We start from the raw sequence: 20,717 nt of genomic DNA, 5'->3' as shown, positions 1-20,717 counted from the left end.
GGCGGGCGGCATTCGGCCGTCCCCCCGCAGTCCGGTGACGCGTCGGGGGGTACCCGGTTACGCTGGGGTGCCCAGCTCAGAAGGTGTGCGGGGCACCGCAGTTGGGAAACAGCCCGCACAGGGACTCGGCACGATGGGGGCGGCAGTGGCGATGGACGGTTTCGGTCTCGGGGCGCAGGTCCCCCTCCAGGGCTCGGACGGGCAGACGGCGGCGACCCACGCCCTCGCCTCCGCCGCGTACCGCGACGATCCGGTCGACAAGATCATGGAAGCCGACAACGAGCTGTACAAGACGAAGGTCACCCAGGGCCGATTGCACAAGCTCTTCCACCCCGACCTCGGCGAGGCCTTCTCCCACGCCGTCCAGACGCGGATGCTCGGCGGGGCCCGCGGCGCGCTCATCCAGTCCTTCGGCGTGGAGCCCCAGCCGGTCGTGGTGCACTGCCTCGCCGCCAACCGCATCCGCAAGCAGCGGGACGTGAAGCTGACCCTGATCACCCTCGTCTGCGCGGTCCTCTTCCTGCCCGGCCTGCTGCTCTGGCTCGCCGTCATCCAGCTCCGCCGGTTCACCACCGGCTCCTCGAACAGGAGCACCGGCCTCCTCGGCAACGCGGTGCTCGCCGCCGCCGGATTCCTCGCCCTGCTCGTGATGTTCAAGCTGCCCTTCGCCGGAGTCCTGCCGACCTATCTGCGCCTCATGCTGGTGGCCCCGGTCGTCGGCTGGTTCCTCGCCCGCCGCGTCTGCGAGCGGACCGCCGTCGAGCTGCGCGAGCGCTGGAGCGCCCTGCTCGGCGGCGGCGGGATCGGCGCCAAGATCCCCGAGGCGGCCCCCCGCGACCCCGGCGAGAAGGCCGCCGAGGAGCTCCGGCAGAACCTGGAGAAGCTCTCCGCCGAGCAGCAGTCCAACGTCGTGTTCTACGCCGGCCCCAAGGGCATCCTCGGCCTGGGCACCCGCTGGGGCAGCTGGACGCTCGCCGAGGAGCTCGTCCCCCGGGCCGGCAAGGAGCTCCACGACTTCCGCACCTGGGACGTCGTGCGCAAGATCCACGAGCAGCTCACCCTCCTGGAGCGCGGCTCGCTCAAGAGCGGCTTCCCCAAGCCGACGGTGAAGCACTGGATCGTCGTCCCGGTGGGCGAGGGGGCCGACTCCGTCACCCGCCCCGAGGGCGACAACGTCGTCCACTACCAGGTGAAGCCCCACGAGATACAGCGCATCTGCAACGAGCAGCAGTTCGGCGCCGGCAACCGCCACTACCTGGGCGTGCAGTTCACCCTGTGGGACGGGAACCTGGTCCTCACCATGATGGTCACCGTGACCTCGCTCCACCACACGCTCCGCGTCGAGGTCACCGGCCACGCCCTCGGCCCCGTCCACGGCCTCTTCAGCGGCAAGCCGGCGGCGAAGACCAAGGTGGTCTCCAAGTCCGTCCGCTTCTGGGAGACCCGCGAGATCAAACTGCGGCTGACCGAGACCCACGACATCGTCCGGATGGCCGTCCGCGCCCCGCTCACCTGGTTCCCGCCGGTCCTGGAGTTCCTCGGCGGCAAGCTCGTCCTGCCGGAGCCCTTCGGCCTGCGCCACGTCTGGGCCGGGCCGCTCTGGAAGAACCGCTTCATGGCCGACGACGCCATCCGCATGGCCACCCCGGTGCTGCGCGCGGTCCACAACGCCACCATCAAGGTCCTCGACGAGCACAACGTCGACACCGAGCGCTTCACCAACCGCTCGCTCGTCCTCAGCGGCGGCGTCCAGGAGGCGAGCCCCCGGAAGGCCGACGTCTACGACGCCTGACCGGCCCGCACGCGCGCGAGGACCCGGCCCCCGTACGGAATCGGGGGCCGGGTCCTCGCGTGCGTACGGATCAGACCCCGGCCGGCCAGGCGTCGGCCAGCATCCTGCGGGTGTCCGCGAGCAGTTGCGGCAGCACCTTCGTGTGTCCGACGACCGGCATGAAGTTGGTGTCCCCGCCCCAGCGCGGCACCACGTGCTGGTGCAGGTGCGCGGCGATGCCGGCGCCCGCCACCGCGCCCTGGTTCATGCCGATGTTGAAGCCGTGCGCGCCGGAGGCCGCCCGCAGCGCCACCATCGCCCGCTTCGTGAAGTCGCCCAGCTCCGCCGTCTCCGCCGCGTCCAGGTCCGTGTAGTCGGCGACGTGCCGGTAGGGGACGACCATGAGGTGACCGCCGTTGTACGGGTACAGGTTGAGGACCGCGTACACGCTCTCGCCGCGCGCGATCACCAGGCCGTCCTCGTCCGACTTCGACGGGATCGAGCAGAACGGACAGCCGTCCTCGGCACCCGGCCCGGTCGGCTTGTTCTCGCCCTGGATGTACGCCATCCGGTGAGGCGTCCACAGGCGCTGGAACGCGTCCTGCGTCCCCACTCCGATCTGCTGCTCCGGCTCAGTCGTCATGCCGTGCAGCATATTGCGTCGTCCGTTCGGAACGTGTCGCCGGGGCGAGGGATCCGTCCGCCGTCCATGCTGGTGCGATGAGCGACAGGCCACCGACACCGTCCCGGCAGGAGCGCTGGGACCGCCGCATGGAGGTCCCGCTCGCGGTGGCCTCCCTCGCCTTCCTCACCGCCTACGCCGTTCACGTCCTCGCCCGCGACCTCCCCGAGGTCTGGCACGACGCCTGCCTCGCGACCACCCTCGGCGCCTGGGCCCTCTTCGTCGTGGACTACCTGGTACGGCTCCGGCTGAGCGGCCTCGCTCCGCACCGCTTCCTGCGCGCCCACCCCCTCGACACCCTGGTCGTGGTCCTCCCCCTGCTGCGTCCGCTGCGGATGGTGAAGCTGTACGACCGGGTCCAGCGCCGCCACGGTCCGAGGCTCGGCCTCTACGGGCGCGTGATGGTCTACTCGGGCCTCAGCGTCTCCCTGCTCGGCTTCGCGGGGTCGCTCACGGTCTACCACCACGAGGTGGACGCCCCCGGGGCCACGATCGTCACCTTCGGCGACTCGGTGTGGTGGACGTGCGCGACGCTGGCGACGGTGGGGTACGGGGACGTGTCCCCGGTGACCCCGGTCGGCCGGGTGACGGCGGTGGGCCTGATGGCCTGCGGCCTCGCGCTGCTCGGGGCGGTGACGGGCTCGTTCTCGTCCTGGCTGATCCAGGCGTTCACGCGGGAGGACGAGAAGCGGGCGGACGCGGGAAGGCCCCCGGGGGATTCCCCGGGGGCCTCCTGAACGCGCTCCGGCCGGACGGGCCGCCGGACGCCCCGGTCGTCAGACCTGGACGCGGTCCTCGACCAGCTTGGCGATCTTGGCGAGGGCCTCGTCGACGGGCACGCCGTTCTCCTGCGAACCGTCGCGGTAGCGGAAGGAGACGGCGCCGGCGGCCATGTCCTCGTCACCCGCGATGATCATGAACGGGACCTTCTGCTTCTGGGCGTTGCGGATCTTCTTCTGCATCCGGTCCGAGGAGGCGTCGACCTCCACCCGCAGCCCCTGCCTCTTCGCCTTCGCGGCGAACTCCTGCAGGTACTCGACGTGCGCGTCGCCGATCGGGATGCCGGTCGCCTGCACGGGCGCCAGCCACGGCGGCATCGCGCCCGCGTAGTGCTCCAGGAGCACCGCGAAGAAGCGCTCGATCGAGCCGAACAGCGCGCGGTGGATCATGACCGGGCGCTGCTTGGTGCCGTCCGGCGCGGTGTACTCCAGGTCGAAGCGCTCCGGCAGGTTGAAGTCGAGCTGCACGGTCGACATCTGCCAGGTACGGCCGATGGCGTCCCTCGCCTGCACCGAGATCTTCGGGCCGTAGAACGCGGCGCCGCCCGGGTCGGGGGTCAGCGGGAGGCCCTGCTTCTCGGCGACCTGCTGGAGGACCGCGGTGGCCTCCTCCCACACCTCGTCGGAGCCGACGAACTTCTCCGGGTCCTTGGTGGACAGCTCCAGGTAGAAGTCGGTCAGGCCGTAGTCGCGGAGCAGGTTCAGGACGAAGGTGAGGGTCCGGTCCAGCTCGTCCGCCATCTGCTCGCGGGTGCAGTAGATGTGCGCGTCGTCCTGGGTGAAGCCGCGGGCCCGGGTCAGGCCGTGGACGACGCCGGACTTCTCGTACCGGTACACGGTGCCGAACTCGAACAGGCGCAGCGGCAGTTCGCGGTAGGAGCGGCCGCGCGCGTCGAAGATCAGGTTGTGCATCGGGCAGTTCATGGGCTTGAGGTAGTAGTCCACGCCCTCGTCGAGCTGCATGGGGGGGTACATGCCCTCGGCGTACCAGTCCAGGTGGCCCGACTTCTCGAACAGCTTGCCCTTGGTGGCGTGCGGCGAGTAGACGAACTCGTAGCCCTCCTCCTCGTGCCGCTTGCGCGAGTAGTCCTCCATGACCCGGCGGATGATGCCGCCCTTGGGGTGGAAGACCGCGAGGCCGGAGCCGATCTCGTCCGGGACCGAGAAGAGGTCCAGCTCGTTGCCCAGCTTGCGGTGGTCGCGCTTCTCGGCCTCGGCGAGGAAGTCGAGGTGCGCCTTCAGCTCGTCCTTGGACGGCCAGGCGGTGCCGTAGATGCGCTGGAGCATCGGGTTCTTCTCGCTGCCGCGCCAGTAGGCGGCCGCGTTCCGCATCAGCTTGAACGCCGGGATGTTCCGGGTGGTCGGCAGGTGGGGACCGCGGCAGAGGTCCTTCCAGCAGAGCTCGCCGGTCTTGGCGTCGAGGTTGTCGTAGATGGTCAGCTCGCCGCCGCCCACCTCGACGTTCGCGCCGTCGGCGCCGTCCTCCACAGCCGCGGAGCCCTTGATGCCGATGAGCTCCAGCTTGTACGGCTCGTCGGCGAGCTCCTCGCGGGCGGCCTCGTCGGTCACCACGCGGCGGGCGAAGCGCTGCCCGCGCTTCTGGATCTCCTGCATCTTCTTCTCGATGACCTTGAGGTCCTCGGGAGTGAAGGGCCGCTCGACGTCGAAGTCGTAGTAGAAGCCGTCCCGGACCGGCGGGCCGATGCCCAGCTTGGCCTCGGGGAAGAGCTCCTGCACGGCCTGGGCCATGACGTGGGCGGTCGAGTGGCGCAGGATGTCGAGACCGTCCGGGGAGGAGATCTCGACGCCCTCGACGACGTCGCCGTCGGCGAGCTCGTACGACAGGTCCTTGAGCTCACCGCCGACGCGGGCGGCCACGATCGTACGGTCGTCGGCGAACAGGGCGCCGGCGGTGGTGCCCGCGCTCACCGCCCTCTCCTCTGCTTCCGAGGCGGACTGGACGGTCACACGGACATCAGACACTGGTGCTCCATACATCGGGGCGCCGGCAGACACGAGGTGCCGGCGTCAGCGGTGCGCGACAGAGACGAGGTGCCGCGCACCGTCGATCTTACGGGCTCCGCCGGGCGCCCGTCCTCGGCGTTTCCGGGCCCGGCCCGCGCCCGGTCCGGCCTCAGTCCTCCGGCCCGCACGCCTCCTCGAAGAAGTCGAGGTTCTCGTGGAGCGCCTTCATCAGGCGGTCCCGCTCCGTCTCGTCGACCTGGACGGGGACGACCTCGGAGGCGTCGGTGAGGCGCCGGAAGCCGCCCCGGCTCTCCAGCCGGCCGGAGACCCGGATCGGCAGTCCGACGAGATGGGCGTGGCCGGCGGTGCGGTACGCCTCCTCGTCGAGGGTGACGCGGACGTGCGGGACCTCGGCCCCGCCGAGGACGCGGAGCCGGACGGTGCCCGCGCCCCGGGGCCCGGAGCGGCGCATGCGGACGACGGCGCCGGTGAGGCGGACCGGCACGGAGGGCTCGCCGGTCCGGTAGCGGGCGCTCGCCTCGCGCAGGGCGGGCAGGTCGCCGGGCGAGAACTCGACCGGTTCGGGCCGGGCGGCGCACCCCTCGGGCGGTCCGGCGGCCGGGGCCCACTCCAGGGCGACGCGGGCGCCCTCGGTGCCCCGGACGAGGGCGACGAGGGCCTCGGTGAGCTCGCGGCTGACGCCCGCCTCGACGGCGGCGTCGAAGGCCTCGGTGCCGCCGGTGGCCCGCCGGTAGTCGACGGCCTCGCGGGCCGCGTGGAGCGCGTGGTAGAGCCGGACGGCGATCGGGCGGCCCGGGTCGACGGGCAGGAAGGCGGTGAGGCCGCGCCCGTCGGGGGACGCGCCGACGAGGACGCTCTCCAGGGAGGCCTGCGCGGGGCGCCGGTGCCGGGCGCCGTAGTAGCCGGCCCGGCCGCGCACGGCGAGCGCGCCGGCGAGGAGGAGCTGGCGGGCGGCCGACCCGAGCTGTTCCCGCACGGTCCAGGGGACGGTGCCGGCGGGGCCGGGGGGCACGTCGCGCCACCAGCGGATCTCGTCGCTGGGCACGGCGAGGCCGGTGAGGACCTCGCGGGCGGAGGGCGTGGCGCTGTGGGCGAGGGCGGCGAGGGCCTCGCCGAGCAGGTCCTCGCAGTCCGGGAAGGCGCGGCTCTCGGGGACGAGGAGGCTCGTGCCGGCACCGGTGCCGGGCGGGGTCCAGCGGCTGTAGCGGCCGGCCGCCCCGCCGCGCCGCCGCCAGCCGTGGCGGGCGAGCAGGGCGCCGAGGACCCGGGGGTCGACGCGGCCGGGGTCGGGCGCGTCGTGGGCGCCGGTCCAGGGCCCGGCGGACGGACCGGGGATCCCGGACCGGGGCGCGGGGGCGCCGGCCCGGGATCCGGAAGCACCGTTCCGGGACCCGGAGGCATCACTCCGGGGCCCCGAGGGGTCGCCGGGGGCCGGGTGGGGCCGGTAGGGCGGGGGGACGGGACCGTACCCGGCGCCGTCCCCCTCTCCCCCGAATCCGGGGTCGTCGATCGGTCGGTGCATCAAGGTCTCCCTCCCACCCCGACCCGGGTCATGATCTCGCAGAGCGCCCGGTCGTCGAAGATCCGTGTCGTCGGGATGCGCACCGTGGTCCGGCGCCGTCCCGTGACCGGGTGTCCGGCCAGGTTGGTCCAGTAGCAGCAGTGCCGCAGGTCGAGCCGGTCGTGACCCGCCCTCAGCCAGTCGTCGCGCGACCTCGGGACGAGCATCACGACCAGGATCTTGTGCACGGACACGGGGGTCCGGGCGAGCTTCACCAGGTGGTCGTTGTCCAGGGTGAAGGAGAACGTGCTCCCCTGCGGGCGCGGCGGTATCTGGTAGGTGCACTTGAGCTGCACCTTGATGGTCACCTCGTCGTCGACGGTGTGGCCGGGAGCGCTGTGGCTCACGTGCCAGTCGATGCCGTTGTCCGGAAAGGGCTGGGACAGCGAGCAGCCCGCCGCGGCCGCGACGGCGTGCAGGTATCCCACCTGGAGGGTCTCCATGCAGGCGGTGGTGGCGAGTGAGCCGCGCGTCGGTGCTGCCCGCTGGGGCGGCAGCCCTCCCGACTCGGGCTGGGCGAGCGCCATGTCTTCTTCCTTCCCCGTCCCTTCTGTTGTGACCGGTCCGCGTACGGCGCAAACAGTCCGGGTATCACCGTTTCGGGGCAGGGGGTTGGCCATCTGCCGCACGTGTGCAGGGAGTTCGGGGATGACGATGCACTGGTACGAAGGGCCCCTGGCGGCTTTCGACACGGAGACGACGGGAATCGACGTCGAGGGCGACCGGATCGTCTCGGCCGCCCTGGTCGTGCAGGACACGGCCGGGGCACGTCCGCGGGTGACGCGCTGGCTGGTGAACCCGGGCATACCGGTGCCCGCGGAGGCCACCGCCGTGCACGGCCTGACGGACGATCACCTCCAGCGGAACGGCCGGTGGCCGTCCCCGGTGATGGAGGAGGTGGCGCGGGCGCTGTCCGAGCAGACCGCCGCCGGGCGCCCGCTGGTGGTGATGAACGCGCCGTTCGACCTGACGCTCCTGGACCGGGAGCTGCGGCGGCACCGGGCCTCGACGCTGGGCGACTACCTGGCGGGCACGCCCCTGTGCGTGCTCGACCCGCGGGTCCTGGACAAGCACCTGGACCGCTACCGCAAGGGGCGCAGGACGCTGACGGACCTGTGCGCCCACTACGAGGTGGAGCTGACGGGGGCGCACGACGCGGCGGCGGACGCGACGGCGGCGATGGACGTCGTACGGGCGGTGGCGCGGCGCTTCTCGTCCCGGCTCGAACGGCTGACGCCGGCGGAGCTGCACACGCTCCAGGCGGTGTGGCACGCGGCCCAGGCCCGGGGGCTCCAGGCGTGGTTCGCGCGGCAGGGGACGCCGGAGACGGTGGACCCGTCGTGGCCGCTGCGCCCTGAGCTGCGCACGGCGGCGTGACGCGTGGGAGTGCGCGCAATGACAGAGGCCGGTCCGTCTCTCGACGGACCGGCCTCTCCCGGTGGGCGATACTGGGATCGAACCAGTGACCCCTTCGGTGTGAACGAAGTGCTCTCCCGCTGAGCTAATCGCCCGGGAACGGGTTGAACCATACAGCCCTTTCCGCCCTTCCTTCAAACCGGTCGCAGGTGGGCGGCGAGCCCCCGCCGCCCGCCCCGCATCATCAGGGCGTGGTTGGCGCGGAAGACGGGCCTGCCGGGGACGGCGAGGACCCTCAGGAGCCGGGCGCGGACCTCGACCTCCTGCTCGTACAGGACGCGGGTGCCGGCCCCCTCCGGGGCGAGGGTCCAGCGGGCCCGGCCCTCCAGGTCCCCGCCGAGGCCGATCTCCAGGACCCGGGCCGCGGGGTCGCGGCGCAGGGCGCGGACGGTGACGAGGAGGTCGTACGGGAGGAGGGAGCGGAAGCGGGCGGTGCCGGAGGCCTCGTCGTGGGGGACGACCTCGCGGACCTGGGGCCACCAGCGGGGGTAGTCCTCGGCCCGTTCGAGGACGGCGTAGACGCGGTCGGGCGGGGCGGCGAGCCGCCAGACGCAGCGGAAGCGGTACCGGTACCAGTCCATGGGCCCAGTGTGGGTGTACTCAGGCGGGAATCTGAGTACGGGCACCCATTCCCGGCGGCCGGGGCCGGGACGACACTCCGCATATGGACAACTCCCTGCCGCCCGCGGACGAACTGGTGCTCGTCGACCGCGAGCTGGCCCGACTCGACGCGCACCGGACCCGGTTGCTGGCCCGGCGGGCCTGGCTGGTCCAGGTCCTGTACCAGCCGGCCCGGGCGGCGGCGCCACCGCCGCGGACGGCGGTGCCGGTGACGGACTCGACGCCGCGGAGCGCGCAGAACGTGCTCCTCACGCTCGGCGGCACGCTGCTGACGATCGCGGCGGTCGCGTTCACCCTGGTGAGCTGGGGCTCCATGGGGATCGGCGGCCGCGCGGCGGTGCTGTGCGCGGTGACCGGCGCGGCGCTCGCGGCGCCGGTGGCGCTGCTGCGCAGAGGCCTCGTGTCGACGGCCGAGTCGGTGGGGGTCCTGGGGCTCGTCCTGACGGTGCTCGACGCGTACGCGCTGCACCGGGTGGCGCTGTCGGACACGGACGGCCTCGGGTACGCGGCGGTGGCCTCGGCGGTCCTGGCGGGGACGTGGGCGGCGTACGGCTCGGCGCTGTCGCGGCTGCGCGTCCCGCCGCCGGCGGCCGTGGTCGCGGCGCAGTTGCCGCTGCCGCTGGGCGTGCTCGCGGCCGGGGGCGGGCCGACGGCCTTCGCGTGGGCGGCGCTCGTCACGGCCGCGGCGGACGGCGCGGCGGTCCTGTGGGCGCGTCCGCTGCCGGTGCGGATCACGGCGGGCGCCGGCGCGGTGGCCCTGGGCGGCTGGGCGCTCCTGACGGGGGTCTGGCTCTCCCTCTCCTCGCCGTGGAGCGGCGCGCCGCTGCTCCTGGCGGGTGCGGCGGCGTGCCTGTACGTGGCATGGCGGACGCCCGCTTCGGCGGTGGCCGTCTCGGCGGTCGCGGGTCTGGCGGCGGTGGCGGCCGTCGGCGGTCCGTCGCGGTCGGTGCTCCCCGTCGACTGGGCGGTTCCGGGATACGTGCTGTGCGGGCTGCTCCTGGCCTCGGTGTGGCGGGTGGGCGCGGGCGCCCGGCTGCCGCGCGGGATCCGGGCGGGTCTCGCGGGCGCGGGGGCGTCGGTGGCGGCGCTGGGACTCCTGTGGGCGCTGCCGCCGGTCGCGGCGGGCGCGCTGGGGCCGCTGACCCGGACGACGGAGGTCTGGTCGGGCGAGCACGCCGGGCCCGTCCTGGCCGCGTACCCCGCGACGGCCCTCCTGGTCCTCGCGGCGACCGCCGCCGCGCTCGCCTCCGTCCCCCGACCGTGGGCCCGCTGCGGAACCCTGGTCCTGGCCTGGGCGCTCCTCACGGCCCTGCCGGTCTCCCTGCGCCTGCCGTACGCGGCGACGCTCGCCCTCCAGCTCCTGACGACGGCGGCGGCCCTGTGGACCGCCGTCCGCCCGGACCCGCTGACCCGCGGCCTGCCCCGCCCGGAGGCGTCCGGAGCAACCGCCGAGCCGGGCCCGGCGACGCCTGCGGGAACCGCTGCGGAAACCGCGCGGGGCACGAAGACGACCGCCGCCCCGACCGGGCGGTCGGCCCCCGGTTCCGTCCCGGCGCCGCCCTCGGCCCCGCCGCAGGTCCCGGCGGCCGGTTTCGGTGCCCCCTGGTCCGGCTGGGCGCCCTCGCCGGTCCGGCCGCGGGTTCCCGCGGCGGAGCCCGGGGCCGTCCTCGGGTGGGTCGCGTACGCCGGCGGGCTGCTGTCCGCCGTGGGCGCGGTCGCCCTCGCCCTGGACGTGCGGGGGGCCACGTTCGCCGCGCTCGGGGTGGTCCTCGGGCTCTTCGCGGGCGTCGCGGTCCTCGGCGCGGGCGCGCGGCGGACGGTGTCGGCCTGCGGGGCGGTGCTCGCGGCGGCGGGCCTGGTGCTCGCGGGAGCGGCGGCGGCCGGTCTGGAGGAGCACTGGACGGCGCTCGCCCTGCTGCTCGTCCCGGCGGCGACGGCGGCCGTCGGCGCCACGGCGCGTCCGGTGGCGCTGCCGGTCGAGGTCACCGGCGCGGCCGTGGGGCTCTGCGCCCTCGGGCTCGCCGGTTCGCGGCCCGCGTTCCTCGCGCTCACCCTGGCGCTCGGCGGGGTGATCGCGGCGGCGACGGCGGTCCGGCCGGAGCGGCGCCCGTTCGCCTCCTGGGTGGCGGCGGGGCTGTTCCTCCTCGCCGCCTGGGTGCGGCTCGGGGCCTGGGGCGTGACGACCCCGGAGGCGTACACGCTGCCGGTGACGGTTCCGGCGCTCGTCGTCGGGTTCCTGCGGCGGCGCCGGGACCCGGAGGCCTCGTCCTGGACGGCGTACGGCCCCGGTCTCGCGGTGACGCTGGTGCCGAGCCTGGGCGCGGCCTGGACGGACCCGGAGTGGGTGCGGCCGCTGGTCCTGGGGGTGGCGGCCCTCGCGGTGACGCTGCTCGGGGCGCGGTTCCGGCTCCAGGCCCTGCTGCTGCTCGGTGGCACGGTGCTCGCCCTGGACGGGCTGCACGAGCTGGCGCCGTACGTGGTGCAGGTGGTGGGCGTGCTGCCGCGCTGGCTGCCGCCGGCCCTCGCCGGACTGCTGCTGCTCGCGGTGGGCGCCACGTACGAGCAGCGGCGGCGGGACGCCCGCAGGCTGCGGGAGCGGCTGGCGCGGATGCGGTGAGGCCGCCCGGCGCGGGAACGCCGAGGGCCCGGAGACGGTGGTCGTCTCCGGGCCCTCGGTCCGGGTGGTGGGCGATACTGGGATCGAACCAGTGACCCCTTCGGTGTGAACGAAGTGCTCTCCCGCTGAGCTAATCGCCCGGTGCACCGCACACATTACCCCATGTCAGCGGGGCTTCCGCACCACGCGGAGGTCACTCGTCGATCTTCCACGGCATGACGAGGCCGAACTTCCAGAGGTAGACGCCGAGCAGGGCGGCGATGATCACCAGGCCGACGGCGGTGAGGACGATGTTGCGGCGGCGGACCTTGGGGTCGAGGGCGCGCTGGGCGGCCTCGGTGACCTTGCGCTTGGTCCAGCGGAGCACGAGCTGCGCCCAGACGAACTCGGTCGCCCAGATCGCCATGCCGGCGAAGATGACCAGCCAGCCGGGCCCGGGGAGCGGCAGCATGACCACCCCGGCGCCGACCACGGCGAGTCCCACGACGAAGACGCCGACCTGCCAGCTCAGGTGCAGGGTCCGGCGGGACTTGATGAACTCCGGCGCGCGGGATCCCAGTTCGGCTTCCTGGCCGGCGGCGGACTCCCCGGTGCGCTCGTCACTCTCCGCATTCATGATCCCAACCTACCGGACGACGGACCGACACCGGAATGGCCGTATTACCCAAAGTTACACGGGTCCGTACGAGGGACCTGAACGACCACAAAACCGACAGAGGGGTTTACAACGGCACCGTAGGTGGCATGTCGATTTCGCCGACGTGCGAATCCCCGAGCGCACACTGAGCGAAAGGCCCTGGCGCTTATGAACACCACGGTCAGCTGCGAGCTGCACCTGCGCCTCGTTGTGTCGAGCGAGTCCTCACTGCCTGTACCCGCGGGCCTGCGGTATGACACGGCCGATCCGTATGCCGTGCACGCCACCTTCCACACCGGAGCCGAGGAGACGGTCGAGTGGGTCTTCGCCCGCGACCTTCTCGCCGAGGGGCTGCACCGGCCCACCGGCACGGGCGACGTCCGCGTCTGGCCGTCCCGCAGTCACGGTCAGGGAGTCGTCTGCATCGCGTTGAGCTCTCCCGAGGGAGAAGCCCTGCTCGAGGCCCCGGCGAGGGCCCTGGAGTCGTTCCTGAAGCGGACCGACGCCGCCGTGCCACCGGGCACCGAGCACCGGCACTTCGACCTCGACACCGAGCTTTCCCACATCCTGGCCGACAGCTGAGCCAGGCCGAGATCCGCACGGCGCCGTCCGACTCGGGGAGACGGCGCCGCGCGGGCAGCCACACAGGCACGTCATCCGGCGCCCACCACCGCGCAGCCGGCGCGGTGGTGGGCGCCGGTGTCATGTCCGGGGCGCGCTAAAGTCAGCGCCATTCCGCGGGCGCCCGCCCGCGGCCGGCCAGGGAGCGAATCGTGCTGATCCCTCACGACACCCGGATCGCCCTCGACACCGTCGTCGATCTGATGAACACCGCGGCCCAGGGCGACCGCCCCGACGCGCTCGCCGACCTCCAGGGCCTCCACGCCTTCGTGCACGCGCACAAGATCAGCGACGTGGGCGTCCTCGACGCCGACGACCTGCGGGCCGTGCGCGGGGTGCGCGAGAAGTTCGCGGCGGTCTTCTCCGCGCCCGAGGCCCGGATCGCGGCCCCCCTGATCAACCAGCTCGTGGCGGGCGCGGGCACCACTCCGCAGCTCACCGACCACGACGGCTACGACTGGCACGTGCACTACTTCGCGCCGGGCGCCTCGGTGGCGGACCACCTCGCGGCCGACTGCGGCATGGCCCTGGCGTTCATCGTCGTGGCGGGTGAGCAGGAGCGGCTGCGGCGCTGCGAGGCGCCGGACTGCGGTCGGGCCTTCGTCGACCTCTCCCGCAACCGCTCGCGCCGCTACTGCGACAGCCGGACCTGCGGCAACCGGCTGCACGTGGCCGCGTACCGGGCGCGTCGCAAGGAGGCGGCGGGCTGACGGCCCCGGACCGGGGCCGTCACAGCATGAAGAGGTCGTGCACGGCGGCCAGGAGCAGCAGACAGCCGATGACGCCGAGGAAGATCATCAGCGGCGGCTGGGAGAGCGCGTACAGACAGCCGCGCCGTTCTTCTCCGGGGATGTCGCCGGGGGCGTGGGCGGGAGCGTCGGTGGGGGCGGGGACGGGGTCCCGCGAGGTATCCAGCATCTCGGGGGGATGATCGCGCACGCGGTGCGCCCGGCATCACGGAAAACGCCTTCTGACCGGGTGGTTCACCCCTTTCCGTGGATCGCCGAACCGGGACGGTCGGCGGAATCGCCAGAAGCGGTCAGATTCCGTGCTTCTTCAGAATCGCCTCGATGTCGCTGAAGTCGTCGCCCGCGGGCTCGGCGGTCCGCGGCTTCCCCGTCACCGCACGCGGGGCCGCCGGGGCGCCCGGAGCCGCGGCTCTCGGGGCGGTCTCCTCGGCGGCGGGCCGCCCGCGACCGGCCCGGCGCCGCTCCACGGCCCGGGTGGACAGGAAGAGCACCCAGGCGAGACCGAGCACGCCGAAGCCGGCCCAGGCCATCGGGCTGAACGCCGTGTCCGCGAGCCAGGCGACGGCCCCCGTCATCACCAGGCCGAGGGGCACCAGGGCGTAGGCGGCGATCCGGGCGGCGGACAGGAAGCGCTTCCGGTACGCCGTGATCGCGGCGATGCCCAGGCCCGCCGCGGACACCGCGGAGCAGATGGTCTCGGCGAGCATGCGGTCCTCCAGGTCCCCGGGTGATGCGTCCCTTCCATCCTGCACCCGCGTCTCCGCCCGGGCCATGCCCCCGGGCCGGTCTCAGGGAGATCTCCGGGTCGTCCCGGCAGGGGTCCCCCGCCCGGTCCCGGTGAACCCCCGGTCCCGGTGAGGGAGACTGCTGGCATGAGCGACTCCACCACCGCACCCGTCTCCCCCGTCGTCCTGGAGGCCTGGTTCGACCTCCAGTGCCCCGACTGCCTCCGGGCCCTCGACGACGTCCGCGCGCTCCGCGAGAAGTACGGCGACCGGCTCGACGTGCAGCTGCGCCACTTCCCGCTGGCGAAGCACAAGCACGCGTACGCCGCCGCCCAGGCCGCCGAGGAGGCGACCGAGCAGGGCCGGGGCTGGCCGTACGCGGAGGCGCTGCTCGCCAGGACCGCCGAGCTCGGCGAGCGGGGCGAGCCGGTCCTCCTGGAGCTGGCGGCCGAACTGGGCCTGGACGCCGAGGAGTTCGACACCGCCCTGATCGACGGCCGACACCTGCTGACCGTCGACGCGGACGAGGCCGAGGGCAAGGCGATCAAGGTCACCGGCACGCCGACCTACGTCATCGACGGCGAGCGCCTGGACGGCGGCCAGAGCCAGGAGGGGCTGCGGGAGCGGATCGAGGCGATCGCCGACCGCCTCCTCGCGGGCTGATCCGCCCGGCCGGACGGTCCTACAGCAGCGGCTTGGCGCCGTTGACGTGGGTCGTGCGGTAGCCGAGCGACTCGTAGAGCCGGACCGCCGGGGTGTTGTCCGCGAAGACGTGCAGTCCGAGCAGGGTCTCCCCGGCCTCCCGCGCGACCCGTTCGGCGAGCAGCATGAGCGCCCGCCCGTAGCCGCGCCCGCGCTGCTCCTCGTCCACCTCGATGTCGTACACGTAGGCGGCCGACCGCCCTGGTTCGAGCTCGGTCCGGCCAGTCCACAGGACGCCGGCGGACCGCCCGTCCCGGACCAGCACGTGGAACGCGGCGCCGGGGGTGGCGAGGCCCCCGGGCAGCAGGGTGCGGTGGCTGTTCTCGGCCTTCGCGCGCGCCTGGTCCTCGGGGACGCCCCGCTCGGTCCAGTCCCGCGCGAAGCCCTCCCGGGCCCGTACCGCCCACTCCTCGTACTCGGCGCCGGTCATCGGCCGGACCTCGACGCCCCCGGGCAGGCCGGAAGGGGCGTCGGGCAGTTCCTTGACCATGTTCCGGCTGCGCTCGACGTAGCCGAGCGAGCGGACCATGCGCAGCGCGGGCGCGGCGTCGGCGGGCACGGACACGCGCACCTGGACGCAGCCCCAGCTCCGCAGCACCTCCTCGGAGGCGAGCGCGGCGACCGTGCCCCGGCCCCTCCCCCGGTCCGGTCCGTCGATCCGGAGGTCCTGGATCACTCCCGAGGCCGCGCCGAAGGCGGGGTCGGTGGCGAGGTGGACGGAGCCGACGCGGCGGCTGTTCACACACACGTCGTAGGTGCGGGAACGGCCGCCGTCGGGCAGCTGCTGAAGCGGCTCGACCGGCCGCAGGGTGGTGGTCATCAGAGGTGTTCTACCCACCCCGGGGCCGTCCGTCATCGGGTTTTGCGGCGGTCCGGCGGGCGTTACCCGAGGCGCGGGTCGCGGTCGCGGGCCGCGTGCTCGTCGAAGGTCCGCATGGCCTTGGCGGTGACCGGGCCGGGTGCGGGCGCCAGTTCGCGCCCGTCGACCCGGTGCACGGCCTGCACGTCGCGGAGGGTGGAGGTCAGGAAGACCTCGTCGGCGCTCTCCAGGACGTCCAGCGGCAGATCGGCCTCCTCCGCGCCGGTCCACCGCACGGCGAGGGCGCGGGTGATGCCCGCGAGGCAGCCGGAGGAGACGGGCGGGGTGAGGATCCGGCCGTCGACCACGACGAAGACGTTGGAGCCGGTGCCCTCGCAGAGCTGCCCCACCGTGTTGGCGAAGAGCGCCTCGGAGGCCCCCTGCTCGCGCGCCCTGGCGAGGGCGACGACGTTCTCGGCGTACGAGGTGGTCTTGAGCCCGGTGAGGGCGCCGCGCTCGTTGCGGGTCCAGGGCACGGTGATCACGGCGGTGGAGTCGGGGCGGCGGCCCGTCCCGCCGAGGGCGACGACGAGGCTGGCCCCGGCGTCGCCGCGCTCCGAACCGAGCGGGGAGAGACCGCCGGTGTACGTGATGCGGAGCCGGCCGAGCTCCATCGGGTTGGCCTCCAGGACGGCGGCGCAGGCGCGGCGGACCTCGTCGAGGTCCGGGTCGGGCAGGCCGAGTCCCCGGGCCGAGCGGGTGAGGCGCTCCAGGTGGAGGGTGAGGGCGAACGTTTCGCCGCGCTCCGCCTTGACCGTCTCGAAGATGCCGTCGCCGACGGTCAGTCCGTGGTCCAGTACGGAGACCCGGGCGGTCTCCGCGTCGTGCAGCCCGCCGTTGACCCAGAGTTTCATCGGGAAATGGCCTTTCCGGTCGCCTCGGGGGCGCCTGGTTCGTGGACGCCCGACGCTATCGCGACCAGCCGGGACGCCTTCAGCTCGGTCTCCTCCCACTCGCGCTCCGGGTCGGAGCCCCAGGTGATCCCGGCGCCGGTGCCGAAGCGCAGCACGCCCTCGGGGCGGTCGATCCAGAAGGTGCGTATGCCGACGGCGAGCTCGCCGGTGCCCGCGTCCGCGTCGACCCAGCCGACGCCCCCGCAGTAGGGGCCGCGGGGCGCGGTCTCCAGGGCCTCGATGATCCGCAGCGCGCTGGACTTGGGGGCGCCCGTGACCGAGCCGGGCGGGAAGGTGGCGGCGAGCAGTCCGGGCCAGCCGGCGTCCTCGCGCAGCACGCCGCTGACGGTGGAGACGAGGTGGACCAGGCCGGGGTGCTCCTCGACCGCGCAGAGGGCGGGGACGGCGACGGAGCCGGTCTCGCTGACGCGTCCCAGGTCGTTGCGGACCAGGTCGACGATCATCACGTTCTCCGCGTGGTCCTTGGGGAGGAGGTCGGCGGCGGTGCGGCCGGTGCCCTTGATGGGCCCCGAGGAGACCAGGGCCCCCTCCCTGCGCAGATAGAGCTCGGGGGACGCGGTGGCGATCTCCACGCCGTGGGCGGGCAGGCGGATCGTTCCGGCGTACGGGGCGGGGTTGCCCCGGGCGAGCAGCGCGGTCAGGGCGTCCACGTCGGCGGCGGCCGGGTCCGGCAGCGGCGCGGTCAGCACCCGGCAGAGGTTCGCCTGGTAGACCTCGCCGCGCGCGATGTGCTCCCGCACGCGCCGCACGCCGGCGGTGTACGCGGCGCGGTCGAGGGAGGACGTCCAGGAGCCGGCGGCGGGGCCGCGCCAGGCGCCCGGTACGGGCGGGGGCACCGGGTCCGGCCGCACGTCCCCGAAGCGGGCGCAGGTCAGGCGCCCCTCGAAGTCCGCGCAGACGGCCCAGAAGCCGGTGGAGTCCAGGGCCTCGGGGTCGTGGGTGACGTCCCGGAGGTCGGTGGCGACGAGGCCGCCGAAACGGGCCAGGGGAGCGAGGTCGTACACGCGTCGAGTCTAGGTCGGGCGGAGCGGGGGCACCGGGTCGTGTGCGCCGGGGGCCGCGCGCGACCCGGGGAACACGGCGAGTGAACGCCGGGCGAACCCTCCGGGAGCCCCGTCGGGGGGTGGGCACCGGCGTCCCGGTCGGTCCGCAGGTCAGCACGCTGCGGAAACGCGTTTTTGTACTGGCCCGGGAATCCGCTAGAGTTCAACACGTCGCCGGGACGCGCAAGCGGAACGGAAACGACAAGCGGACGTGGCTCAGTTGGTAGAGCATCACCTTGCCAAGGTGAGGGTCGCGAGTTCGAATCTCGTCGTCCGCTCGATGTGGGGGATCTTCCCGAACCCCCGTATTCACTCCTGGTGGAGTGGCCGAGAGGCGAGGCAACGGCCTGCAAAGCCGTCTACACGGGTTCAAATCCCGTCTCCACCTCCAAGGACGATTAGCTCAGCGGGAGAGCGCTTCCCTGACACGGAAGAGGTCACTGGTTCAATCCCAGTATCGTCCACTGGACCTTCGGGTCCTGGATCTCCGGATCCCCCGCGCGATTAGCTCAGCGGGAGAGCGCTTCCCTGACACGGAAGAGGTCACTGGTTCAATCCCAGTATCGCGCACGCAGTACGGCCCGCCTTCGGGTAGGTTGTGCACCACCCCGCGCGATTAGCTCAGCGGGAGAGCGCTTCCCTGACACGGAAGAGGTCACTGGTTCAATCCCAGTATCGCGCACCACAGCAAGAAGCCCCCGGCCGCACCTCGCGGCCGGGGGCTTCTTCGTGTCGGCGCCCGGGCCGGTGTCCCCGGGAGGGGACCCGGCCGGTGCCTCGGGTGTCTCCGGTGCCTCAGGAGGAGAAGAGCATCCGTCCGAAGCCGCGCTGGCGGTAGTGGCCGCCGCCGTGGTGACCGCCGTGCTGGGGGGCGCCCCAGGCGGGTGCGGCGGGCGCGTGCTGCGCCGGGTAGCCCTGGGGGGCCGGCGGCGCGGGCGGGGCCTGCTGGACCCACTGGGACTCCAGGCGGGTCAGGGCCTCCAGCTCGCCGTAGTCCAGGAATATGCCCCGGCAGCCGCTGCACTGCTCGATCTGGACGCCGTTGCGGTTGTACGTGTGCATGGCCGCATGACACTTGGGACACTGCATGCTCGGCTCAACTCCCTGACATTGCCGTTCGAATGGTGGCCTCACTTTATGTGGACGCCGGAAGCGCCTACCCGGTTCGGCGTCCGGCGATGCGGGCGCAGGTGTCGATCATCACCTCCTCGACCTCGTCCAGCGGCCGTCCCTCGGCCGTGGACTTCGCGACGGCCAGGGCGGCGGTCTGCACCGTCAGGGCACGGGCCGGCACGTCCAGTTCGGTCCAGGGGTCGTCGCCCACCGCCGGGCCGCCCGCCTCCCGGTACGCGCCGAGGAAGCGGGACCAGACCTCCGGGGGCAGGATGCCGGCGGCGAACCAGGCGGCCGGGCGGGCCAGGTCCCAGGCCGGGTCCCCCGTGCCGAGGTCGTCGACGTCGATGAGCCGCCAGGCCGGAGGGGCGGACGGGGCCGGGGCCGATGGGGCCGGGGCGGGCCGGACGAGTTGCCCCAGGTGGAAGTCGCCGTGGCAGAGCAGCCGGGGGGCGTTCGCGGGGACCCCGGGGACCGTCCGCCGGGCGGCGAGGACGGTGGCCGCGGCCGGGTGGTCCGGCGCCGCCCGGCGCATCCGGTCCACGGCGAGGGCCGCCTTGAGCGGGGCCCGCATCGCCGGAAGGCCGTCCACGGCCCCGGGCGGGAGCGGGGTGCGGTGGAGCAGGGCGAGGAGCCGCGCCGCCTCCTCCCACGGAGCGGCGTCGGGATCCCCCGGGTCGACGGGCACTCCGTACGGCCAGACGCTGACCGGACGTCCGCCGAGCTCCTCCGGAGCCGCCGGCGGCAGCGGGAGGGGCGGCAGGAGGACTCCGGCGACGTCCGGGCGGGCCGCCAGCACGAGCCGCGCGCGGTGCGCCTCGGGGTCGGTGTCGGGGGCGTGCGCCTTCACGACGAGCGCCCCGTGGCGTACGACGGTCCCGTCCTCCCGGTCCGCGAGCACCCCGACCAGCCCCTCCCCCGCGCAGCCGCAGGGGGCGCCGCCGGGCGGATGGGCGGCGGCACGGGCCAGGGCGGCGAGACGGTCGAGCGGGGCGCCCGGGACGGGCGCGGAGCGAGCGGGCGTGGGGCGGGTGGGAGTCACGCGGGGAGCGTACGGGGTGGGGGCGGGGCCGGGAACGGTGCGGGGGTGCCGGGGCGGAGGCGGGGCCGGGGACAGTGCGGGGCGCCGGGGCGGAGGCGGGGCCGGGAACGGTGCGGGGGTGCCGGGGACGCGCGAGGGCCGGTCGGCTCCCCGGCCGACCGGCCCCAACGCTGCCGTCCGTCGCACCCCCGTCCCCACGGGGCTGATGGCCGGATGTCCCGACCCGGGCCGCTCTCCCGGGTCCGGGGCGCCGCTCAGCGCCCCAGCATCACGCCCACGGACGACGCCTGTGTGACCACCGCTTCCCAGCCGCCGAAGACGACCACGAGCAGGGCCGCGAGAGGAAGAACCATGGCGGTGGCCACCAGGGGGTGACGGCGGCCCGAAGGCCGGCTGGTCGTCCGCGGTGCCGTGTAGGCCATGGTTCCTCTCCCGTCGTGTGGCGCGGCGGGTGCGTGACCTCGGGGGACGAGTGCTGCACCCGCCGCGTGACAACAACCTTAGGAAGCGGGAAGCGCCGGGGCGTCATGCCCGCGTACCGACTTGCGGGCCTCCCGGAGGATGACGGCCGCCCGCACGGCGTACTCCCCTGGGTGGAGACGGGGGCGCACAACCCCGGGTCATCCCCGAGGGGTTGCGTCAGGGAGGTGTACGGGCGGAGGACGGAGGGGGACGGCGTGACATCGCTCACTTCCTTGATCGTCGGCGGTGCGCCCGGGGCTCCGGGGCCGGGGCACCCTCCCTCCGGAGGCGGGCGGGACGGTTCCGAGTGCCCCGTCAAGTGGGCGGGAGGGGGCGGGGGTTGGTGCCCGCCGGGGGTCGGCGGTACGCGGGGGCCTTCCACAGCACTGACAATCGATCCCGGTGCGAGGGCGCGGC

General features: G+C 74.0%; 21 protein-coding genes and 7 tRNA genes. 12 read left to right on the top strand and 16 right to left on the bottom strand.

Features of this window, described 5'->3' with window-relative positions; genetic code table 11:
• Positions 1-133 precede the first annotated feature (133 nt).
• Complete coding sequence (locus tag ACIP5O_RS28650; RefSeq protein WP_401298164.1) at positions 134-1,792, top strand: hypothetical protein; 1,659 nt, start codon at positions 134-136, stop codon at positions 1,790-1,792.
• A gap of 70 nt (positions 1,793-1,862) precedes the next feature.
• On the opposite strand, the gene ACIP5O_RS28645 is transcribed toward ACIP5O_RS28650, so the two are convergent.
• Positions 1,863-2,426: an HIT family protein gene (locus ACIP5O_RS28645; protein ID WP_401298161.1), complete on the bottom strand. Its 564-nt coding sequence runs from the start codon at positions 2,424-2,426 to the stop codon at positions 1,863-1,865.
• Between the two features lie 65 nt (positions 2,427-2,491).
• On the opposite strand from ACIP5O_RS28645, the gene ACIP5O_RS28640 reads away from it, so the two are divergent.
• Positions 2,492-3,190, top strand: a complete 699-nt coding sequence (locus ACIP5O_RS28640) for a potassium channel family protein (RefSeq protein ID WP_401298158.1) — start codon at positions 2,492-2,494, stop codon at positions 3,188-3,190.
• Between the two features lie 39 nt (positions 3,191-3,229).
• On the opposite strand, the gene thrS is transcribed toward ACIP5O_RS28640, so the two are convergent.
• The 3 genes from thrS to ACIP5O_RS28625 form a co-directional block, all read right to left on the bottom strand.
• Positions 3,230-5,215 carry a threonine--tRNA ligase gene (gene thrS, locus ACIP5O_RS28635; RefSeq protein ID WP_401298156.1) on the bottom strand — a complete coding sequence of 662 codons (1,986 nt, stop codon included), beginning with the start codon at positions 5,213-5,215 and terminating at the stop codon, positions 3,230-3,232.
• 151 nt (positions 5,216-5,366) lie between these two features.
• Positions 5,367-6,740 carry a hypothetical protein gene (locus ACIP5O_RS28630; RefSeq protein ID WP_401298153.1) on the bottom strand — a complete coding sequence of 458 codons (1,374 nt, stop codon included), beginning with the start codon at positions 6,738-6,740 and terminating at the stop codon, positions 5,367-5,369.
• Complete coding sequence (locus ACIP5O_RS28625; RefSeq protein WP_062758507.1) at positions 6,740-7,306, bottom strand: DUF4365 domain-containing protein; 567 nt, start codon at positions 7,304-7,306, stop codon at positions 6,740-6,742. The genes ACIP5O_RS28630 and ACIP5O_RS28625 overlap by 1 nt, the downstream gene beginning before the upstream one ends.
• A 121-nt stretch (positions 7,307-7,427) precedes the next feature.
• Between ACIP5O_RS28625 and ACIP5O_RS28620 the strand changes: the two genes are divergently transcribed.
• Complete coding sequence (locus tag ACIP5O_RS28620) at positions 7,428-8,156, top strand: 3'-5' exonuclease (RefSeq protein ID WP_356548407.1); 729 nt, start codon at positions 7,428-7,430, stop codon at positions 8,154-8,156.
• A gap of 62 nt (positions 8,157-8,218) precedes the next feature.
• On the opposite strand, the gene ACIP5O_RS28615 is transcribed toward ACIP5O_RS28620, so the two are convergent.
• Positions 8,219-8,290 (bottom strand) — tRNA-Val (locus ACIP5O_RS28615).
• A gap of 39 nt (positions 8,291-8,329) precedes the next feature.
• A complete protein-coding gene (locus ACIP5O_RS28610; protein ID WP_401298149.1) occupies positions 8,330-8,776 on the bottom strand; it encodes an SRPBCC family protein in 447 nt (148 codons plus the stop codon).
• Between the two features lie 83 nt (positions 8,777-8,859).
• Between ACIP5O_RS28610 and ACIP5O_RS28605 the strand changes: the two genes are divergently transcribed.
• The gene (locus ACIP5O_RS28605) at positions 8,860-11,433 is read left to right on the top strand and encodes an SCO7613 C-terminal domain-containing membrane protein (RefSeq protein WP_401298146.1); all 2,574 of its coding nucleotides are present in this window, start codon (positions 8,860-8,862) and stop codon (positions 11,431-11,433) included.
• A 65-nt stretch (positions 11,434-11,498) separates the two neighbouring features.
• On the opposite strand, the gene ACIP5O_RS28600 is transcribed toward ACIP5O_RS28605, so the two are convergent.
• Together ACIP5O_RS28600 and ACIP5O_RS28595 are read right to left on the bottom strand one after the other, a co-directional pair.
• A tRNA-Val gene (locus tag ACIP5O_RS28600) sits at positions 11,499-11,573 on the bottom strand.
• 53 nt (positions 11,574-11,626) lie between these two features.
• Positions 11,627-12,049, bottom strand: coding sequence for a TIGR02611 family protein (locus tag ACIP5O_RS28595; RefSeq protein WP_401298144.1), 423 nt, complete (start codon positions 12,047-12,049; stop codon positions 11,627-11,629).
• 189 nt (positions 12,050-12,238) lie between these two features.
• Between ACIP5O_RS28595 and ACIP5O_RS28590 the strand changes: the two genes are divergently transcribed.
• Together ACIP5O_RS28590 and ACIP5O_RS28585 are read left to right on the top strand one after the other, a co-directional pair.
• On the top strand, positions 12,239-12,652 hold the full coding sequence (locus tag ACIP5O_RS28590) for an SsgA family sporulation/cell division regulator (protein WP_015032345.1): 414 nt from the start codon (positions 12,239-12,241) through the stop codon (positions 12,650-12,652).
• A gap of 191 nt (positions 12,653-12,843) precedes the next feature.
• Positions 12,844-13,401 carry a CGNR zinc finger domain-containing protein gene (locus tag ACIP5O_RS28585; RefSeq protein ID WP_401298141.1) on the top strand — a complete coding sequence of 186 codons (558 nt, stop codon included), beginning with the start codon at positions 12,844-12,846 and terminating at the stop codon, positions 13,399-13,401.
• Positions 13,402-13,420: 19 nt separating this feature from the next.
• Here the strand turns inward: ACIP5O_RS28585 and ACIP5O_RS28580 are convergent, their stop codons facing one another.
• Together ACIP5O_RS28580 and ACIP5O_RS28575 are read right to left on the bottom strand one after the other, a co-directional pair.
• Positions 13,421-13,609 (bottom strand): hypothetical protein, encoded by a 189-nt coding sequence (locus ACIP5O_RS28580; protein WP_401298138.1) that lies wholly within the window; start codon positions 13,607-13,609, stop codon positions 13,421-13,423.
• 121 nt (positions 13,610-13,730) lie between these two features.
• Entirely contained in the window at positions 13,731-14,147 is a 417-nt protein-coding gene (locus tag ACIP5O_RS28575; RefSeq protein WP_401298135.1) for a hypothetical protein, read from the bottom strand.
• A gap of 165 nt (positions 14,148-14,312) precedes the next feature.
• Here ACIP5O_RS28575 and ACIP5O_RS28570 point away from each other — a divergent pair, with 165 nt between their 5' ends.
• Positions 14,313-14,828, top strand: a complete 516-nt coding sequence (locus ACIP5O_RS28570) for a DsbA family protein (RefSeq protein ID WP_401298132.1) — start codon at positions 14,313-14,315, stop codon at positions 14,826-14,828.
• A gap of 19 nt (positions 14,829-14,847) precedes the next feature.
• Here the strand turns inward: ACIP5O_RS28570 and ACIP5O_RS28565 are convergent, their stop codons facing one another.
• The 3 genes from ACIP5O_RS28565 to ACIP5O_RS28555 all read right to left on the bottom strand — a co-directional run bounded on the left by ACIP5O_RS28565 (position 14,848) and on the right by ACIP5O_RS28555 (position 17,644).
• The gene (locus ACIP5O_RS28565) at positions 14,848-15,687 is read right to left on the bottom strand and encodes a GNAT family N-acetyltransferase (protein WP_401298129.1); all 840 of its coding nucleotides are present in this window, start codon (positions 15,685-15,687) and stop codon (positions 14,848-14,850) included.
• A gap of 62 nt (positions 15,688-15,749) precedes the next feature.
• A complete protein-coding gene (locus ACIP5O_RS28560) occupies positions 15,750-16,580 on the bottom strand; it encodes an aminotransferase class IV (RefSeq protein WP_401298126.1) in 831 nt (276 codons plus the stop codon).
• Positions 16,577-17,644, bottom strand: a complete 1,068-nt coding sequence (locus ACIP5O_RS28555) for a chorismate-binding protein (RefSeq protein ID WP_356548417.1) — start codon at positions 17,642-17,644, stop codon at positions 16,577-16,579. The genes ACIP5O_RS28560 and ACIP5O_RS28555 overlap by 4 nt, the downstream gene beginning before the upstream one ends.
• Before the next feature lie 244 nt (positions 17,645-17,888).
• On the opposite strand from ACIP5O_RS28555, the gene ACIP5O_RS28550 reads away from it, so the two are divergent.
• The 5 genes from ACIP5O_RS28550 to ACIP5O_RS28530 all read left to right on the top strand — a co-directional run bounded on the left by ACIP5O_RS28550 (position 17,889) and on the right by ACIP5O_RS28530 (position 18,368).
• Positions 17,889-17,961: transfer RNA gene (locus ACIP5O_RS28550), tRNA-Gly, on the top strand.
• 39 nt (positions 17,962-18,000) lie between these two features.
• Positions 18,001-18,074, top strand: a tRNA-Cys gene (locus ACIP5O_RS28545).
• Position 18,075: 1 nt separating this feature from the next.
• Positions 18,076-18,147, top strand: a tRNA-Val gene (locus ACIP5O_RS28540).
• 34 nt (positions 18,148-18,181) lie between these two features.
• A tRNA-Val gene (locus ACIP5O_RS28535) sits at positions 18,182-18,253 on the top strand.
• A 40-nt stretch (positions 18,254-18,293) separates the two neighbouring features.
• Positions 18,294-18,368, top strand: a tRNA-Val gene (locus ACIP5O_RS28530).
• Positions 18,369-18,478: 110 nt separating this feature from the next.
• Here ACIP5O_RS28530 and ACIP5O_RS28525 read toward each other — a convergent pair.
• The 3 genes from ACIP5O_RS28525 to ACIP5O_RS28515 all read right to left on the bottom strand — a co-directional run bounded on the left by ACIP5O_RS28525 (position 18,479) and on the right by ACIP5O_RS28515 (position 20,260).
• Positions 18,479-18,772 carry a zf-TFIIB domain-containing protein gene (locus ACIP5O_RS28525; protein WP_401298122.1) on the bottom strand — a complete coding sequence of 98 codons (294 nt, stop codon included), beginning with the start codon at positions 18,770-18,772 and terminating at the stop codon, positions 18,479-18,481.
• A gap of 67 nt (positions 18,773-18,839) precedes the next feature.
• On the bottom strand, positions 18,840-19,766 hold the full coding sequence (locus ACIP5O_RS28520) for a phosphotransferase (protein ID WP_401298271.1): 927 nt from the start codon (positions 19,764-19,766) through the stop codon (positions 18,840-18,842).
• Positions 19,767-20,092: 326 nt separating this feature from the next.
• Complete coding sequence (locus tag ACIP5O_RS28515) at positions 20,093-20,260, bottom strand: hypothetical protein (RefSeq protein WP_365539931.1); 168 nt, start codon at positions 20,258-20,260, stop codon at positions 20,093-20,095.
• Between the last annotated feature and the right edge of the window lie 457 nt (positions 20,261-20,717).

The organism is Streptomyces sp. NPDC088915 (assembly GCF_044749825.1).
GTDB lineage: Bacteria > Actinomycetota > Actinomycetes > Streptomycetales > Streptomycetaceae > Streptomyces.
This window is presented reverse-complemented; position numbering and strand designations above follow the sequence as displayed.

Coding starts and splice junctions, on each gene's coding strand:
- ACIP5O_RS28525 (WP_401298122.1), bottom strand. CDS start 18,772: ATGCAGTGTCCCAAGTGTCATGCGGCCATGCACACGTACAACCGCAAC.
- ACIP5O_RS28565 (WP_401298129.1), bottom strand. CDS start 15,687: ATGACCACCACCCTGCGGCCGGTCGAGCCGCTTCAGCAGCTGCCCGAC.
- ACIP5O_RS28515 (WP_365539931.1), bottom strand. CDS start 20,260: ATGGCCTACACGGCACCGCGGACGACCAGCCGGCCTTCGGGCCGCCGT.
- ACIP5O_RS28625 (WP_062758507.1), bottom strand. CDS start 7,306: ATGGCGCTCGCCCAGCCCGAGTCGGGAGGGCTGCCGCCCCAGCGGGCA.
- ACIP5O_RS28645 (WP_401298161.1), bottom strand. CDS start 2,426: ATGCTGCACGGCATGACGACTGAGCCGGAGCAGCAGATCGGAGTGGGG.
- ACIP5O_RS28620 (WP_356548407.1), top strand. CDS start 7,428: ATGACGATGCACTGGTACGAAGGGCCCCTGGCGGCTTTCGACACGGAG.
- ACIP5O_RS28630 (WP_401298153.1), bottom strand. CDS start 6,740: ATGCACCGACCGATCGACGACCCCGGATTCGGGGGAGAGGGGGACGGC.
- ACIP5O_RS28595 (WP_401298144.1), bottom strand. CDS start 12,049: ATGAATGCGGAGAGTGACGAGCGCACCGGGGAGTCCGCCGCCGGCCAG.
- ACIP5O_RS28570 (WP_401298132.1), top strand. CDS start 14,313: ATGAGCGACTCCACCACCGCACCCGTCTCCCCCGTCGTCCTGGAGGCC.
- ACIP5O_RS28560 (WP_401298126.1), bottom strand. CDS start 16,580: ATGAAACTCTGGGTCAACGGCGGGCTGCACGACGCGGAGACCGCCCGG.
- ACIP5O_RS28590 (WP_015032345.1), top strand. CDS start 12,239: ATGAACACCACGGTCAGCTGCGAGCTGCACCTGCGCCTCGTTGTGTCG.
- ACIP5O_RS28640 (WP_401298158.1), top strand. CDS start 2,492: ATGAGCGACAGGCCACCGACACCGTCCCGGCAGGAGCGCTGGGACCGC.
- ACIP5O_RS28575 (WP_401298135.1), bottom strand. CDS start 14,147: ATGCTCGCCGAGACCATCTGCTCCGCGGTGTCCGCGGCGGGCCTGGGC.
- ACIP5O_RS28605 (WP_401298146.1), top strand. CDS start 8,860: ATGGACAACTCCCTGCCGCCCGCGGACGAACTGGTGCTCGTCGACCGC.
- ACIP5O_RS28580 (WP_401298138.1), bottom strand. CDS start 13,609: ATGCTGGATACCTCGCGGGACCCCGTCCCCGCCCCCACCGACGCTCCC.
- ACIP5O_RS28650 (WP_401298164.1), top strand. CDS start 134: ATGGGGGCGGCAGTGGCGATGGACGGTTTCGGTCTCGGGGCGCAGGTC.
- ACIP5O_RS28610 (WP_401298149.1), bottom strand. CDS start 8,776: ATGGACTGGTACCGGTACCGCTTCCGCTGCGTCTGGCGGCTCGCCGCC.